General features: G+C 60.8%; 14 protein-coding genes. 2 read left to right on the top strand and 12 right to left on the bottom strand.

The window, feature by feature from the left end:
* Positions 1-41: 41 nt before the first annotated feature.
* The 10 genes from nuoF to FHS09_RS18740 all read right to left on the bottom strand — a co-directional run bounded on the left by nuoF (position 42) and on the right by FHS09_RS18740 (position 11,992).
* Positions 42-1,316: an NADH-quinone oxidoreductase subunit NuoF gene (gene nuoF / locus FHS09_RS18785; protein ID WP_183462775.1), complete on the bottom strand. Its 1,275-nt coding sequence runs from the start codon at positions 1,314-1,316 to the stop codon at positions 42-44.
* Positions 1,294-1,857, bottom strand: coding sequence for an NADH-quinone oxidoreductase subunit NuoE (nuoE, locus tag FHS09_RS18780; RefSeq protein ID WP_183462773.1), 564 nt, complete (start codon positions 1,855-1,857; stop codon positions 1,294-1,296). The genes nuoF and nuoE overlap by 23 nt, the downstream gene beginning before the upstream one ends.
* Before the next feature lie 22 nt (positions 1,858-1,879).
* A complete protein-coding gene (gene nuoC, locus FHS09_RS18775; RefSeq protein ID WP_183462771.1) occupies positions 1,880-3,685 on the bottom strand; it encodes an NADH-quinone oxidoreductase subunit C/D in 1,806 nt (601 codons plus the stop codon).
* Positions 3,686-3,754: 69 nt separating this feature from the next.
* Positions 3,755-4,399: a NuoB/complex I 20 kDa subunit family protein gene (locus FHS09_RS18770; protein ID WP_183462769.1), complete on the bottom strand. Its 645-nt coding sequence runs from the start codon at positions 4,397-4,399 to the stop codon at positions 3,755-3,757.
* Positions 4,400-4,417: 18 nt separating this feature from the next.
* A complete protein-coding gene (gene ndhC, locus FHS09_RS18765; RefSeq protein WP_343057524.1) occupies positions 4,418-4,831 on the bottom strand; it encodes an NADH-quinone oxidoreductase subunit A in 414 nt (137 codons plus the stop codon).
* Between the two features lie 338 nt (positions 4,832-5,169).
* Complete coding sequence (locus FHS09_RS18760) at positions 5,170-5,973, bottom strand: zinc metalloprotease (RefSeq protein ID WP_183462767.1); 804 nt, start codon at positions 5,971-5,973, stop codon at positions 5,170-5,172.
* Between the two features lie 327 nt (positions 5,974-6,300).
* A complete protein-coding gene (locus tag FHS09_RS18755; protein WP_183462765.1) occupies positions 6,301-9,075 on the bottom strand; it encodes a valine--tRNA ligase in 2,775 nt (924 codons plus the stop codon).
* 211 nt (positions 9,076-9,286) lie between these two features.
* Positions 9,287-9,973, bottom strand: a complete 687-nt coding sequence (locus FHS09_RS18750) for a hypothetical protein (protein ID WP_183462763.1) — start codon at positions 9,971-9,973, stop codon at positions 9,287-9,289.
* A 24-nt stretch (positions 9,974-9,997) separates the two neighbouring features.
* Entirely contained in the window at positions 9,998-10,426 is a 429-nt protein-coding gene (locus FHS09_RS18745) for a DNA polymerase III subunit chi (protein ID WP_183462760.1), read from the bottom strand.
* A gap of 96 nt (positions 10,427-10,522) precedes the next feature.
* Positions 10,523-11,992: a leucyl aminopeptidase gene (locus FHS09_RS18740; RefSeq protein WP_183462758.1), complete on the bottom strand. Its 1,470-nt coding sequence runs from the start codon at positions 11,990-11,992 to the stop codon at positions 10,523-10,525.
* A gap of 201 nt (positions 11,993-12,193) precedes the next feature.
* Here FHS09_RS18740 and lptF point away from each other — a divergent pair, with 201 nt between their 5' ends.
* Both lptF and lptG read left to right on the top strand, forming a co-directional pair.
* Positions 12,194-13,321: an LPS export ABC transporter permease LptF gene (gene lptF / locus FHS09_RS18735; RefSeq protein WP_183462756.1), complete on the top strand. Its 1,128-nt coding sequence runs from the start codon at positions 12,194-12,196 to the stop codon at positions 13,319-13,321.
* Positions 13,314-14,375, top strand: a complete 1,062-nt coding sequence (gene lptG, locus FHS09_RS18730) for an LPS export ABC transporter permease LptG (protein WP_183462754.1) — start codon at positions 13,314-13,316, stop codon at positions 14,373-14,375. The genes lptF and lptG overlap by 8 nt, the downstream gene beginning before the upstream one ends.
* Before the next feature lie 31 nt (positions 14,376-14,406).
* On the opposite strand, the gene FHS09_RS18725 is transcribed toward lptG, so the two are convergent.
* Both FHS09_RS18725 and FHS09_RS18720 read right to left on the bottom strand, forming a co-directional pair.
* Positions 14,407-14,889: an RDD family protein gene (locus FHS09_RS18725; protein ID WP_343057523.1), complete on the bottom strand. Its 483-nt coding sequence runs from the start codon at positions 14,887-14,889 to the stop codon at positions 14,407-14,409.
* 136 nt (positions 14,890-15,025) lie between these two features.
* Positions 15,026-15,514 carry a hypothetical protein gene (locus tag FHS09_RS18720; RefSeq protein ID WP_221192116.1) on the bottom strand — a complete coding sequence of 163 codons (489 nt, stop codon included), beginning with the start codon at positions 15,512-15,514 and terminating at the stop codon, positions 15,026-15,028.
* Positions 15,515-15,668: the final 154 nt, after the last annotated feature.

Here is a 15,668-nt window from a genome sequence, read left to right as displayed (position 1 = left end):
TATCGCCGTTGTTGATCCTGTAGGGCGGCCAACGGCCTCTCCTACAAGTAAGGGCAGCATCCCTTTTCTATATGCTCCACGAAGTCCTGTTCGAACAGTTTCAATGCGCTCTGTATCGGCTCGGCGGCGCCGGGGGCCAGAGCGCAGAAGGTGTTGCCGGGGCCCATGTAGCGGACCTGTTCCTGCAGTAATCCGATGTCTTCCAGGCGGCCTTCGCCGTTCTCGATACGCTGCAGAATTTTTACTGCCCAGGGCAGGCCGTCGCGGCAGGGTGTGCACCAGCCGCAGGACTCGCGGGCAAAAAACTGAGTGAGATTGAGCACCAGGCCCACCGGGCAGGTTTTGTCGTCCAGCACAATAATGGTGCCGGTACCCATGCGGCTGCCGGACTTGCCGATGGCGTCGTAATCCATCGGCAGATCCAGGTGCTCCGGCCCGAGGAAATCCGTGGAGCCGCCGCCGGGGAGAAAACCCTTCAGTTTCAATCCGTCGCGCATACCACCGGCATGCACTTCGATGATTTCCCGGATCGGCGTGCCCATGGGCAGTTCCCAGGTGCCGGGATTCTTGACCTTGCCGCTGACGCCGAACAGCTTCGTGCCCGCGTCCTCGCCCCGCCCCAAACTTTTGTACCAGTCCACACCCAGGTCGATCAGATGGGGAATATTGCAGAAGGTCTCCACATTGTTGACCACCGTGGGTTTGCCCCAGAGACCGCTGACCTGGGGAAAGGGTGGCTTGGCCCGCGGAACGGCCCGCTTGCCTTCCAGGGCATTGAGCAGGGCGGTCTCTTCGCCACAAATGTAATTGCCGGCGCTGCAGTGCAGATGTATTTCCAGGCTGTAGCCGGTGCCGAGGATGTTTTCCCCCAGCAGACCCTCTTCCCGGGCTTCGGCAATGGCCTTTTCCAGGCGCGCGGTGGCCGTGTGATATTCGCCGCGGATAAATATATAGGCGGTGCGGGCCTCGATGGCATAGGCGGCGATGGCCATGCCTTCGATCAGCAGGTGAGGGTCCCGCTCCATCAGCAGCCGGTCCTTGAAGGTTCCGGGTTCCATTTCGTCGGCATTGCACACCAGGTACTTGATCGATGGGCTGTCGTCGCCCCGGGGAACGAAGCTCCACTTCAGGCCGGTATTGAAGCCGGCTCCGCCGCGGCCGCGCAGGCCCGCGTCCTGTACCATTTTGACCAGGTCGCCCGGATCGCCGGCCAGGGCCTTGCGCCAGCCACTGTAGCCGCCGGCGGCGCGGTAGCCTGCCAAGTCGATGGCGGTATTCTGCGGACCGATATTTTTAGTCAGTGGATTCGTCAGCATGGCGACGCTTCTTGTTGTCGATAATTTCGTCGATACTCTGCTCGGTGAGGTTGCGATGCATTTCCTCACCCACCATCATCACCGGGGCCTTGTCGCAATCCCCCAGGCAGGGCGTTTCCAGAAGGGTGAAGATTCCGTCCCCGCTGGTTTGCCCAGGAGCAATCTGTAGTTTTTGCTCGATGCGCGCCTGTAATCTTGCGCAGCCCATGATCCAGCAGCTGGCGCTCTTACAGAACAGGATCACCTCTTTGCCCACCGGCTGGCGAAAGATCAGCTGAAAGAAGGTGGCTACACCCTCCAGCTGGGCGGAGGGGATATCCAGGTAGTCGGAAACCGCCTGCAGACTCTGGTCGGAAATCCAGCCCCGGTGCTTTTGCACGATGCGCAGGGCCTCCAGACCGACGGAGGCCTTATCCTCGTAGTGGGAAAATTCCGCGTCTATCTCGCGCTTCTCCTCCGCACTGAGCTGCGTTTCGGTGCTGCGGTCCGCTTTGCTGAAATCCATTACTTCCACAACTTCCGGTTCAAAGACGCTGGACATAACCCATCCCTAACAATTAGTCCTAACGGTCCACATCCGCCATCACAAAATCGATGCTGGCGATAATGGCAATGAGGTCCGACACCAGCAGTCCGCGTGAAAGCAGTGGAATCATCTGCAGGTGCGGGAAAGACGGTGTGCGGATTCTGGCGCGGTAGGCATTGGTGCCGCCGTCGCTGACAATCTGGTAACTGTTCAACCCCTTGGTGGCTTCCACCGCGACGCAGACTTCTCCCGCCGGCATCACCGGCCCCCAGCTGTTGTTGACGAAATGCTGGATCAGGGTTTCGATATCGTGCATGGTGCGCGCCTTCAGCGGCGGCGTGGTCAGCGGGTGGTCCGATTTGTATGGTCCGGAGGGCATGTTGTCCAGGCACTGGCGGATAATACGCAGGCTCTGCCATATCTCTTCCACGCGCACGCGACAGCGGTCGTAGCAGTCGCCGCCGTCGTAGGTGGGAATATCGAATTCGAACTGGTCGTAGCCGCTGTAGGGGCGGCGCTTGCGGAGGTCCCATTCCAGGCCGGTGGCGCGCAGCCCCGGGCCGGTGGCGCCCCACTCCAATGCCTCGTCGGTGTTGTAGACGCCGATACCCCGGGTGCGCTGCTGCAGTATCTTGTTTTTCAGCACCATGCCTTCGTACTCGCGCAGGCGCTTCGGCATATAGTCGAGAAATTCCCGCACCATTTTGTCCCAGCCTTCCGGCAGGTCCTGGGCGACGCCGCCGATGCGGAACCAGGACGGGTGCATACGCCCACCGGTGATAGCTTCGATGATGCCGAAAAGCTTTTCCCGATCCACGAACATATAAAAGACCGGCGACATCTGCCCCACGTCCTGGGCAAAGGTGCCGTAGAACACCAGGTGGCTGGCGATGCGGAAGAATTCGCACAACATCACGCGGATGGTCTGTGCCCGCGGCGGCACCGGGATACCGGCCAGTTGTTCCAGTGCCAGCACATAGGGCAGGTTGTTCATCACCCCGCCCAGATAGTCGATGCGGTCGGTATAGGGGATATAGCTGTGCCAAGCCTGGCGCTCGGCCATTTTTTCCGCGCCGCGGTGGTGGTAGCCGATATCGGGTACCGCGTCGACGATCCTCTCGCCGTCCAGCTGCAATGCCACGCGGAAAACCCCGTGCACACTGGGGTGGTTGGGACCCAGATTCAGGAACATGAATTCGGAGCTGTCGCTGGCGCGGGACATGCCCCATTCCTCCGGCTTGAACAGCAGCGCCTCCTGCTCCGCCCGCTGCTTTTCCGGCGACAGGCTGAAAGGGTCCACTTCCGTGGCTCGCGCGTGGTGATCCTTGCGTAGCGGGTGCCCCTGCCAGGTGGAAGGCATCATGATGCGACGCAGGTTGGGATGACCGACAAACCCGATGCCGAACAGGTCCCACACCTCGCGCTCATACCAGTTGGCACAGGCCCACACCGGGATAGCGGAGGGAACCGACAGCCGGGACTCCGGCAGCGCCACCTTGATGCGGATAAACAGGTCCCGCTCCAGCGAGAGCAACTGGTACACCAGGGTGAAATCGCTCTGCGGCTGCTGCGCTTCCCGCTCGCCGCGGTGAAGCCGCAGGCGCTCGTCGATGGCGCTGAGGTCGTAGAGCATAAGAAAGGGGCGTGAGATTTCCGTTTTGAGATGGCGCAGCAGCGGCAGCAGTGTTTCCGGCGCCACCCAAAGAGTGGGCATATCGAGGCAGTCCGGCTGCAGCCAGTAATCTGCCTGTCCGTATTCCCTGCGCAGATCACCGATAAAGGCTTCCGCCTCCGCACTGTAGGGGCTCTCGATATGGACACTCTGTGCGATTACGCCGGTCATTGGGTTTTCCCGGAAGTGATTCTTTACTCCCCTCTCCCGCTTGCGGGAGAGAGGGCTATATCGCTGGATTCAGACGGTATCCGGTGTGCGCAATTTATCCGCGCACATACGTGTCTCCCGGTGGAGGTCGCGCTGGCTGGGTTTGGGAATCTGCCTCGGACCGTGCTCGTCCACCACCCAGCTCAGGGGGCGGCGGTCTTCGGCGACGGATTTTTGCAGCAGGGTAAGCCCCTGCATCAGCGCCTCCGGTCGCGGCGGGCAGCCGGGCACATAAACGTCCACCGGCATAAAGCGGTCGACGCCCTGCACCACGCTGTAGATATCGTACATACCGCCGGAGTTGGCACAGGAGCCCATGGAAATCACCCAGCGCGGCTCCATCATCTGTTCGTAGAGACGCTGCAGCACCGGCGCCATCTTGATGAACACTGTGCCGGAGATCACGATCAGGTCGGCCTGGCGGGGAGTGGCGCGGATCACTTCGGAGCCGAACCGGGAGATATCGTGCCGGCTGGTAAAGGCGGTGGCCATTTCCACATAGCAGCAGGAGAGCCCGAAGTTGAATGGCCACAGGGAATTGGCTCTGCCCCAGGCCACCAGGTCCTCCAGTTTTGTGAGCAGAATATTCTTTTTTATTTCCTCGGAAAAAATTTCGCCTTCTGTGAGTCCACTGCTCGCTATGACATTTTCCGCTTTGGTTAACTGCCAGCGCATAGTGCTTCCTTATTGTCGTTATCTATATTCCTTGCGTTTCTCCAGGCTGCTCTGCCTGCCGCCCCAATCTAGCGCTCCCAGGCGCCACAGGTATACCAGGCCGGCGAGCAGTATCACTATGAAAATAGTCGCTTCGACGAAGCCCAGCAAACCGGTCTCGCGGAAGGAGACGGCCCAGCCGAACAGGTAGATGGCCTCGAGGTCGAAGACGATAAACAGGATGGCGACCAGGTAGTAGCCGACGGAGAGCCGCAGACGGGCGCTGCCCTGGGAGATGATGCCGGATTCGAAGGGTTCGTCGGTGGCGGCATCGCGCCGGCGTTGGCCGAGGAAGTAGGAGAGGCCCAGCATTAGCGCGATCAGTGCAAAAACGGCGAGGCAGTAGACCACCAGTGGCCAAATGCTCGGGTTGACTAGGGTTGCTGCATTCAACTTCTCTCTCCCCGACAGGCTGACAGGCGCTGTCCGCGCCCTGGGTTTATCGCTGTTACTGCACTGGTACCGCTATAGGATTTACCTCTGGATATTAGTTGAAATTGGCCGGTTTAAAATTGCGACGGTTTCTGTCGCGGAAATTATTATTTATACGCCTGAGCAATTTTATAAAGGTTTGTGGAAATGAAAGCCAGAGCCGATAAGGAACAATTACTTATTACTTGGCTTTTTTTTATAGGGTAATAATCTGTGATTTTAGGCGACAGGCACGTTCGCGGACTTCGGGGCAGGTGATTTCCGGGGCCTTTTGGCCCCGGAAAATTGCATCAGAGCGCTTAGTGATCCAGGTACTCTTCCGGCACCCGGCGTATGTGGTGGACCCAGAGCCCACCGTCGTTACGCGCAGCGACCCATACCTCCCGGTCGTGATCCCGGTGCACTCGCACACCCAGCGGCACGGCGCCATTGCTGTTTTTGTTGCAGCCCTTGCCGGGAGGCGCATTGCAGGAACCGCCGTCGGAAGAGCCGCCATCGGCATAACTGTTGTAGCTGTCCAGGTGATTGTAGATATCCGACAGCATCTGGTAGTCGTGCTGGTTTGGCCACTGGCTGTTGGGGTCGTTGGAGTAGTCCATGCAGGTGCTCTGGCTGCTGCCGTCCTCACTGGTGTGGCCCAGCCCGAACACATGGCCGACTTCCTGGCACATTACGTGATTTTTTTCCGTCTGGTCCTGCCAGTAGGACGAGTAAGTGTCGTTCACCTTGGCGGTGCCCTGGTCGATATGGCCGTTGCTGTCGAGGCCGATACTCGCCAGGCCCAGCCAGCCGTTGTTGCCGTAAGCGGCATTGCAGACGCGCATCTGCCCGGTAACCATCGGGCAGCGTTTGCGGGTGTTGCTGGTGTCGTCTCCGGAGGTGATCGCCAGGTTGAGAACGCTGGAGGAGGACCACTGTGACAGGGTGTTGTTCAGTTCCGATTGCCAGTCGGAGGTGACACTGTCCACCACCTGCAGGTCGAATGAACTGGTGTTCTTCGCCCAGTGATAGTTACCCCAGCTGTGATCGGCGACGGCACCGGCACTGATTGTGGAAATCAACAGGCCGAATGCCAGTTTGCACTTGGAAAAGGGTAGAGACATGGTTTGTTGTCCTTGCTGTTATGTTTTTGTAGAGACATCCTGAGCGGGCGGCCGAAAAGCCACCCATGTGCACCGCAGTGCATGCACAGAATTATCCTAGAAGTGCTGGCGCGAATTTGTAAAGTTTAAGTCAAGGTGAATTGCCGGTTTTGAGCGGGCGTGCACAGGAGAAATTGGAGAAAACCGAGAAACCTGGCGCAGTTTTCTTCTGGTTGGGCTTTTTGTGTGTGGGGACTGGCGGAGAAAAGAAAAAATATTGTCAATTTGGCCGGGTTCGCCCTGATCGATTGAGCAGGGCGCCCGTACCATTTGGAGATCAGCTGTAAATCAAAGGTTGTCGAGTGCCTGCAATTGCTGTTTCAGGCGCATCTGCGCACTCTGCATTTCCGTCAGTTTGTCCTTTTCCTTGGCCACTACTTCGGCTGGAGCCTTATCGACAAACTTGGGATTGCTGAGTTTTACCTGCACCCGGACGAGTTCTTTTTCCAGTTTGTCGATTTCTTTTTTCAGGCGCGCGCTTTCCGCCTCTACGTCGATCAGCCCGGCCATGGGCACCAGCAATTCCAGGTCGCCGGCCAGGGCGGTGGCGGAGGCGGGGGCGGGTTCACCCTGTTTCAGACAGGTAATGGATTCCAGGCTGGCCAGCTTTGTGAGCAGGTTGCGGGTCTGTTCCAGCAACTGCCTGTCCGTGTCGGAGCCGCCGCGCAGCAGCAGGGGGATTTTCTTTGCCGGGGAGATATTCATCTCGCCGCGGATATTGCGCACGCCCTCGATCACTTCTTTCAGCCAGGCGACAGCGGCCTCTGCGTCCGTATCGATTTTGTGCTCGTTCGGAGCCGGGTAGGGCTGCAACATAATGGTGTCGCCGCTTTTCCTGGCCAGGGTTTTCACCCGCTGCCAGATTTCCTCGGTGATAAACGGCATCAGCGGATGGGCGAGGCGCAATGTGGTTTCCAGTACGCGGATCAGGGTGCGGCGGGTACCCTTCTTCACCGCGGCGGAGGCGGAATCGTCCCAGAGGACCGGCTTGGAGAGTTCCAGGTACCAGCTGCAGTACTCCTGCCAGATAAAGTCGTACAACGCCTGGGAAGCCAGGTCGAAGCGGTAGCTGTCCATCGCCTCGCGCACGGCTTTTTCAGTTTTCTGCAACTGGGAGATAATCCAGCGGTCCGCCAGGCTCAGCTCGAAATCCTCACTGCCGTCCTGGGCGCAATCCTGTCCGTCGCAGTTTTGCAGCACATAGCGGGAGGCATTCCAGATCTTGTTGCAGAAGTTGCGGAAGCCCTCGATTCTGCCCACGTCGAACTTGATGTCGCGGCCGGTGGCGGCCAGGGAGTAGTAGGTGTAGCGCAGCGCGTCGGTGCCGAAGGGGGCGAAGCCCTCGGGGAAATCCTTGCGGGTTTGTTTTTCGATTTTGGGCGCGTCCTTGGGGCGCATCAGGCCAGTGGTGCGCTTCTTCACCAGGCTCTCCAGGTCGATACCGTCGATCAGGTCGATGGGATCGATCACGTTGCCCTTGGACTTGGACATCTTCTGTCCGTGGTTGTCGCGCACCAGGCCGTGCACATACACGGTGTGGAAGGGCACTTCCTTCTTGAAATACAGGGTCAGCATCATCATGCGCGCGACCCAGAAAAAGATGATATCGAACCCGGTCACCAATACCGAAGAGGGGTGAAAGGCCTTCAGTTCCGGAGTTTCCTCCGGCCAGCCCAGGGTGCCGAAGGTCCATAGACCGGAGGAGAACCAGGTGTCGAGGACATCATCGTCCTGGCGCAGGCTGAGATCGTCATCGAGACTGTGTTTCTCGCGGATTTCTTTTTCCGAACGGCCCACGTACACATTGCCGGCGTCGTCGTACCAGGCGGGAATGCGGTGGCCCCACCAGAGTTGCCGGGAGATACACCAGTCCTGGATATCGCGCATCCAGGAGAAGTACATGTTTTCGTAGCTTTTCGGCACGAAGTTGACCTGGCCGTCTTCCACTGCCTTGATCGCGTCCTCGGCCAGCGGCTGGGTTTTGACATACCACTGGTCGGTGAGCCAGGGCTCGATCACCACGCCGGAGCGGTCGCCCCGGGGCACCTTCAATGTGTGTGGCTCAATTTTCTCCAGCAAGCCCAGTGCGTCCAGGTCGTCGACGACCTGCTTGCGCGCGGCGAAGCGCTCCATGCCGAGGTATTTTTCCGGCACCGCGTCGTTGAGGTTGGCATCCGCATCGAGGATGTTGATCAACTCCAGGTTGTGGCGCTGGCCCATTTCGTAGTCGTTGAAGTCGTGGGCCGGGGTGATCTTCACGCAGCCGGTGCCGAACTCGCGGTCGACGTAGTCGTCGCCGATAATCGGGATATCGCGCTCCGCCAGGGGCAGCCTGATGGTTTTGCCGATCAGGTGCCGGTAGCGCTCGTCCTCCGGGTGTACCGCCACGGCGGTATCGCCGAGCATGGTCTCCGGGCGGGTGGTGGCGACTACCAGGTGGCCGGAGCCATCGCTGAGCGGGTAGCGGAAGTGCCACAAATGGCCCTGTTCCTCTTCGTTGAGTACTTCCAGGTCGGAAATGGCGGTGTGCAGTTTCGGGTCCCAGTTCACCAGGCGCTTGCCGCGGTAGATGAGGCCGTCCTCGTACAGGCGGATAAACACTTCCTGCACCGCCTGGTAGAAGCCGTCGTCCATGGTGAAGCGCTCGCGGGACCAGTCGGGGCTGGCACCCAGTCGGCGCAGCTGCCGGGTGATGGTGCCGCCGGACTCCCGCTTCCACTCCCAGACTTTCTCGATAAATTTGTCCCGGCCCAGGTCGTGACGACTGACCCCTTCCGCGCCCAGCAGGCGCTCCACCACCATCTGGGTGGCGATGCCGGCGTGGTCGGTGCCCACCTGCCACAGGGTGTTGTCGCCGAGCATGCGGTGGTAGCGGATCAGTGCATCCATGATGGATTCCTGGAATCCATGGCCCATATGCAGGCTGCCGGTGACGTTGGGCGGCGGGATCATGATGCAGTAGGGATCGGCTTCGGTGTCGCCGGAAGGCTTGAAGTAGCCATTCTCCTCCCAGGTCTGGTACCACTGCTGTTCGATGGCGTTGGGCTGGTATGTCTTGTCCATGCGGGCGGGGAAACCTTGTGTTGAATCGCTGCGGCGTCTGCAGGCCGGTATTGGCTGCGCCAAAAAGGCGGGAATTATACCGCCGGGGCCGGGGGCGGCAAAAGGGAGGTCTGCATCGAGGGCCTATTTGAAATCTTCAAAAGCTCGCCCTAGCTCGCCCTCCGTGCGGGGCCGGGTGCCGCCGGTGGCAGGCCCGCCAGGGGCCACTGGGTCAGCGCTTGGTTTCCAGTTCGTCGACCATCCGCGCAATCCGCTCGCGCAGCTGTCGCTCCAGTTCGGGCAACTGCTTGGCCACCAGGTGGTCGATCAGCTGCTGGCGCTGGCGATCGCGCTCTTCCCGCGAGGCATTGGCCGCTGGCTCCGCCGGGGCAGCAGGGGAGGGGGGAGGGGCTTCTTCCTCGGGGGCGGGGGCCTTTGGGGGCTCCTGTTGTTCGGGCTGGGCTTTCGGCTCCGGTTCCGCTTTTGGCATCCGGCCGCCGGTAAGGCGGGCGCGGATATGCGCGGGAAGAAAGGGGTTCTCGCCGGGAGTCGCGGCAGGCGGTGCAAACAGCTCGCCCTGCGGCTTGTCGGCCTCTGTCTTTTTGGGCAGGTCCTGCAATGGGCGCAGCAGTTCGCGCTCGGCTTCACCCAGCTCGGCCCGGTAGTCCTCCGGGGGTTCCTCGTCCACCGGCGAGAAGAGGATCGGCAGCTCGCTCACGTCCAGGGGCTCCTGCAGCGGCTGTCGGGCCGGCACAGGCGCGGCCTGCGGCGGTTTCGGCGCGGGTTCGGCCACCTGGTCGAGCAGGGGGATATCGCCGATTTCGTCGCTGCCGAGCAGGTCGCGGATGGAGTGCAGTTCGTTGAGAAGTTCTGCCGACTGCCCGCGCTGCTTGCGGTTTTTGTTTTTTCGACCGGACATGGCTGAGGTCTGTGTCGCTGGAGATTAGTTGCTGCCGATGCGATGGGATTGTAACGGATATCCGCGGTCGCGAAAGTGGCCGAAGCGGGAGCGAGAGCGGGCCAGGGATTCCGGCTGCTGGATCACTATCTCCGCCAGCCGCTCGAAGCGGCTGAACCAGCCGGGTACCTCGCTGCACAGATTGATCAGCAGGCCGTGGTGGAGGCCCGGTTCCCCGCCGCAGTTGATTTCGACCGGGGCCTGTTGACCCTCTCCCTGAGGGGAGTGGGGGACGAAGCTGTCCTCGCGAAAGGTCCACAGCAGCTGGTCCAGGTGTGCGGCGCGATCCGCGTCGTCCACCGCCAGCAGTACGTGCAGGCCCGCCCGATGGGCCTTTTCAGCCAACCGGCAGGCGAAGATATCGCCCTCATGGGAATGATCGGAGGGGAGTATGTAGAAGTCTATGCGGGTCATGGTTGTTTAGCTTTTATCGGGGGGCCGGGAAGCCTGTGGTTGGTTACGGGGCGGGCCTGCGGCCCGCAAGCGGAGCTGGAGCTCCGCGCTCCCGGGTTATTTCCCCAGCAGGTACTCCACCAGCAGCGGTACCGGCCGCCCGGTGGCGCCCTTGTTGGCGCCGGAGTTCCAGGCGCTGCCGGCGATATCCAGGTGGGCCCAGGTGTAGTCCCCGGCAAAGCGCGAGAGGAAGCAGGCGGCGGTCACCGAGCCCGCCTCGCGGCCGCCGATATTCTGCATATCCGCGAAGTTGGAATCCAGCGATGACTGGTATTCGTCCCACAGGGGCATATGCCAGGCGCGGTCGCCGGTGCGCTCGCCGGCGGCGATCAGTTTCGCGGCCAGTTCGTCTCTATTGGCATAGAGGCCGGTGGCGTGGTTGCCCAGGGCGATCACGCAGGCACCAGTGAGGGTGGCGATATCGATCACTACTTCCGGTTTGTACCTGGCGGCGTAGGTGAGCGCGTCGCACAGTACCAGCCGGCCTTCGGCGTCGGTGTTGAGGATCTCGACGGTCTTGCCGGACATGGTAGTGACGATGTCCCCGGGCTTGCTGGCGCGGCCGCTGGGCATGTTCTCCGCCGCTGCCACCAGGCCCACCACATTGATCGCCGGTTGCAATTCCAGCAGCGCGTGCATCACCCCGAATACACTGGCGGCGCCGCACATGTCGAACTTCATTTCGTCCATGGCCTGGCCGGGTTTGATACTGATGCCGCCGGTATCGAAGGTGATGCCTTTGCCCACCAATACCATGGGTTTCGCTCCGGCTTTGCCGCCTTTGTACTGCATGGCGATCAGCGCCGGGGGCTCGTCGCTGCCCTTGGCGACGCTGAGAAAGGCCCCCATGCCCAGCGACTGCATTTTTTTCTCGTCCAGCACCGTGGTGGTGAGCTTCGTATGTTTTTTCGCCAGGGCGCGGGCCTCCGCCGCCAAGTAGTTTGGGGTGCAGATATTGCCCGGCAGGTTGCCCAATTCACGGGCCACGTTGCTGCCGGTGGCCTGGGCTGCGCCCAGCTCCATGCCGCTCCGGATTGACTTGAGTTGCTTGCGTTCGGGGACGTGCAGGGTGAAGCTTGCCAGCGGGCTGTTATCGGAGCCGCTCTTGCAGCGGGTGAATTTATAGCCGGCGAGACCCGTGGCCAGGGCCAGCTGCTGCGCCTGCCAGGCGCTGTCGGCACCGGACACTTCCAGCTCCGTGAGGTAGCTGCAGGCGTCTTTGTAGCCCTTAACCGCGTTTGCGCTGGCGCCGGCCAGCTTGCGATAGTCGGCCTGGCTGAGTTTGCCTCCTCCGCCGCTGCGCACCAGCAGTATCCGTTCGAGGGAACCTTCCGTTGGAGTCAGTACCAGAGTACTGGCGAGTTTTTTGCCCAGGTCGCCGCGCTTGAGTACCCTGCCGATGGCGCCGCCACAGGCGTCGTCCAGCTCGCTGCCGCTCGCGGTGAGGCGGTTCTTGGCATCTGCCGCAATGATGGCGCAGCAGCTGCGCTGTTTGCAGATATCGGTGACCTTGGCGGTAAACTGCATAATTCCTTTTCCTTCAATTCAAGACATGACAAATAATTTTGGCGATAATGCGCACAGTGTAACCCGAGACAGATCGAATTGCGTTGCAGGGGCGATCCCCGTGGTCGCCCTGTGCATATGGGCAGTTTCGGGCCTGGCCCCCACGCGAATGTTCTCGCAAGGTCTTTCCGCCGTGCCGTCACCAAGGAATTCTTTCATCCAGTGATTATTTTCCGTTACCTCTGCCGCGAGCTGCTTTTCGCCACGCTGGCAGTCAGCGCTGTTTTGCTGCTGATGGTGATGAGCGGCCGCTTTGTGAAATACCTGGCGGAGGCTGCCGCTGGCGAACTTTCCGCCAATATCCTCTTCTCACTGATGGGCTACCGCCTGCCGGGTTTCCTGGAGCTGGTGTTGCCGCTGGGTTTTTTCGTGGGCATCCTGCTGGCTTACGGCCGCCTGTATATCGAGAGCGAGATGACGGTGCTGCACGCCTGTGGTTTCAGCGAACGGCGCCTGCTCGGTTACACCCTGGCGCCGGCGCTGATTGTGGCACTGGTGGTGGCGGCGATGAGCCTCTACCTGACGCCCACCGGTATGGAGCGCTCCTCCGGACTGCTCACTGCCGATAAATCACGCAGCGAGTTCGATCACCTGGTGCCGAAGAAGTTTGTCGCCACCGAGGGGGACAGGGCGGTCTACTATGCGAAGTCCCTGAGCCGCGACAGGTCCACCATGCACGATGTGTTCCTTGCCGAACTCAGTTCCGGCCGCGCTGAGACGGAGACGGCGCAACAGACCGTCACCCTGGCGCGAGAGGGTATACAGCAGGTAGATCCGGAGACCGGCCTGCGTTACCTGGTGTTGCGCGATGGCTATCGCTATGAGGGGGTGCCGGGGCAGCGGGACTATCGCCTGATGAAATTCGCCAGTTACGAGGTGCTGCTGGAAATTCCCGAGATGCGCCAGCGCAGTCGCGACCGCATCGAGTCCGCCTCCACCCTGGATTTGTGGCGCAGCGACGGGCGCGAGGAGCGCGCAAACCTGCACTGGCGTTTCAGCCTGCCGGTGCTGGTGCTGGTGGTGGCCGTGCTGGCAGTGCCGCTTTCCCGTACTAACCCGCGCCAGGGGCGCTACGCCAAAATGATTCCCGCAGTGCTGCTGTATATCACCTATCTGGTGATCCTGCAGGGTGTGCGCGGTGCTATTGAAGACGGCAAGATCGGCAATCCCGCCGCCATCTGGCTGGTGCACCCGCCATTCCTGATTTTGGGGCTGTTGCTGCTGGGGGGGCGCGAGCGGCGCCGCTGTCCCGCGCGTCCCGACGATTCAAAGGCAGTGGATCATGCGTAGACTGGACAGCTATATCGGCCGCACTGTTGCCCTGGCTGTGGCCGCGGTGCTTATGGTGATCCTGGGGTTGGATGTGATTTTCGCCATCGTCGACCAGTTGGGCGAGTTGGAGGGCAGCTACCAGTTTGTCAACGCGCTGGAATATGTAGCCTGGACGCTGCCGGACCGGGTCTACAGCCAACTGGGTTTTTCCGCCCTGGTGGGCTGCATGGTGGGGCTGGGTACTCTCGCCGGTACCAGTGAACTTACGGTAATGCGGGCCTCCGGCGTGTCCATTGGGCGCATTGCATGGGCGGTGATGAAGCCGCTGATACTGCTGATCGCGCTGGGTATGATATTGGCGGAGTTTGTAATTCCGCAGACCAACCAGGAGGCGGAGAACCGCAAGTCCATCGCCCTGGGCGAACTGGAGGCGGTGGGCCTGAAGCACGGATTGTGGTTGAAGGAGGGCGGCGAGTTTGTGCACTTCAACGCTGCGCTGCCCAGCGGCGAGTTGTTCGGTATCACCCGTTACCGTTTTGATAACGAGCGTCAGTTGAAGCGGGTGATCTTTTCCGAGCGGGGCCGTTACACCGGTGACCAGTGGGCACTGGAGAGTAGCCGCGCCACCACTTTCACTCCGGAACGGGCGGAGAGCACCGAAGCGGCCGAGAGTATATGGCACACGGATATCTCCCCGGAAGTCTTCTCGCTGGTGGTGCCGCTGCCCTCGGATCTGTCGACGCGCAATCTCTGGTCCTACGGGCAGTTCCTCGACCGCAAGGGGGAAGACTCGGGCCGTTACTGGCTGGAATTCTGGAAAAAGCTGCTGCAGCCGCTGACCATCGCCAGCCTGGTGATGGTGGCCATCTCGTTTATCTTCGGCCCGCTGAGGGAAGTGACCACTGGCCTGCGGGTGTTTACCGGAGTGATCGTGGGCATCGTGTTCCAGACCGTGCAGGATATGCTCGGGCCGTCTTCCCTGGTATTCGGCTTTCCGCCGTTTATCGCCGTATTGTTGCCGATACTCATGTGCTTCGCGGTGGGGTGGTGGCTGCTCAGGCGGGCCAGGTAAAGTGGTTAATGACCACACTAGCCACCGATCACTAACCCTTCTTCTTCGGTAGCAAACGCACTTCGGAACCCGAGGCCAGGTCGTGCCAACTGGCCCTGTCTGCGCGAGTCCAGGCCCAGAAATAGCCGGCGCCGGCGCCGGCCAGGGAAAGGGGCCCCACCAGGGCGCGCAGGGCGCACTGGCGCCAACTCAACTGCATGCCGTCCGGACTGGCCAGCAGCAGACGCCAGGCGCGCATACCGATGGTCTGACCCGCGGCCCGCCAGGAGCAGACAAAATACCCAGCGATCACCGCCAGCGCTCCCAGTTGAAACAGCGGACCGCTCACACAGGGGTTGTAGTCCAGCTCCTCCGGCTGGCACTCCAGGCCCGTCACCGCAGATGCGACCAGCATCGCCAAAAAGCCATATACCATCAGCAGGCCGAGAATAATCAGAGCGTCGTAAACCAGCGCCGCCAAGCGGCGGCCGACGCCGGCGCGGGGCAGTTGGGAAAAGGTTGGGGGGGCGTTCACAGCGATCTCCGCCAGTACAGGTGGCGGAGATTCTAACAAAGCCCTGAGACAAATGTAGGAGCGGTCCGGCCGGGAGCGACCTGTGGCCGCGATTGATGGTGGTTTATTTCACAGATCGATCGCGGCTAAGGCTGGATCAAAACTCGTACTCGAAGGAGACCTTGAACTTGTCGTCCGACAGGCGCACGTCGTAGTCCATGGCTTTGCCGATCTTGCCATGGCCGGTGGTGTAGCGCATCAGGGAGCTCTGCTTGCTGCGCTTGTTCTGCTCGCGGTAGGTCTTCCAACCCATCTTGAGAATTTCGTTGAGGGCCTTGCCACCGGTGGTGGGTTTGAACTCGTCCGGGTTGGTGTGCATTTGCAGCCACTGGTAGTTGAGCTGGCGCTGCACCGTGCCCATGGAGTTGTTGCGCAGATTTTCCGCCGCCTCGTAGAGGGCGGCGTTGTCCATGCCAAAGGCGCTGTCCACGAAAAAGGCGTTGTCCGCCTGCAGGTTGAGGGCGGTGTTGGACTCGGGGATAAACAGCTCATCGGCGAAGCTGGAACTGGAGGCTGGAAGCAATAACAGGGTGAACACCGCTGGGAGGTGTTTGCTGGGACGGAAACGAATACGGCGGAATTCCATTTGGTCTACCCCGGGGTGCTTACTTTTTCGGCTGAACGATCACTTAACGACCGTTGAAATTATTATGGCTCACCCTCAATGGACCCGTTGTATCTCATAACTCCGGCATTCCTTGCAACCCTATTTGTGGATATTTGCTCCATTGGGGTCATCT

Source organism: Microbulbifer rhizosphaerae (assembly GCF_014191725.1).
Lineage (GTDB): Bacteria > Pseudomonadota > Gammaproteobacteria > Pseudomonadales > Cellvibrionaceae > Microbulbifer > Microbulbifer rhizosphaerae.
The sequence above is the reverse complement of the archived record's forward strand: the minus strand, read 5'-3'. Positions and strand labels throughout refer to the sequence as shown.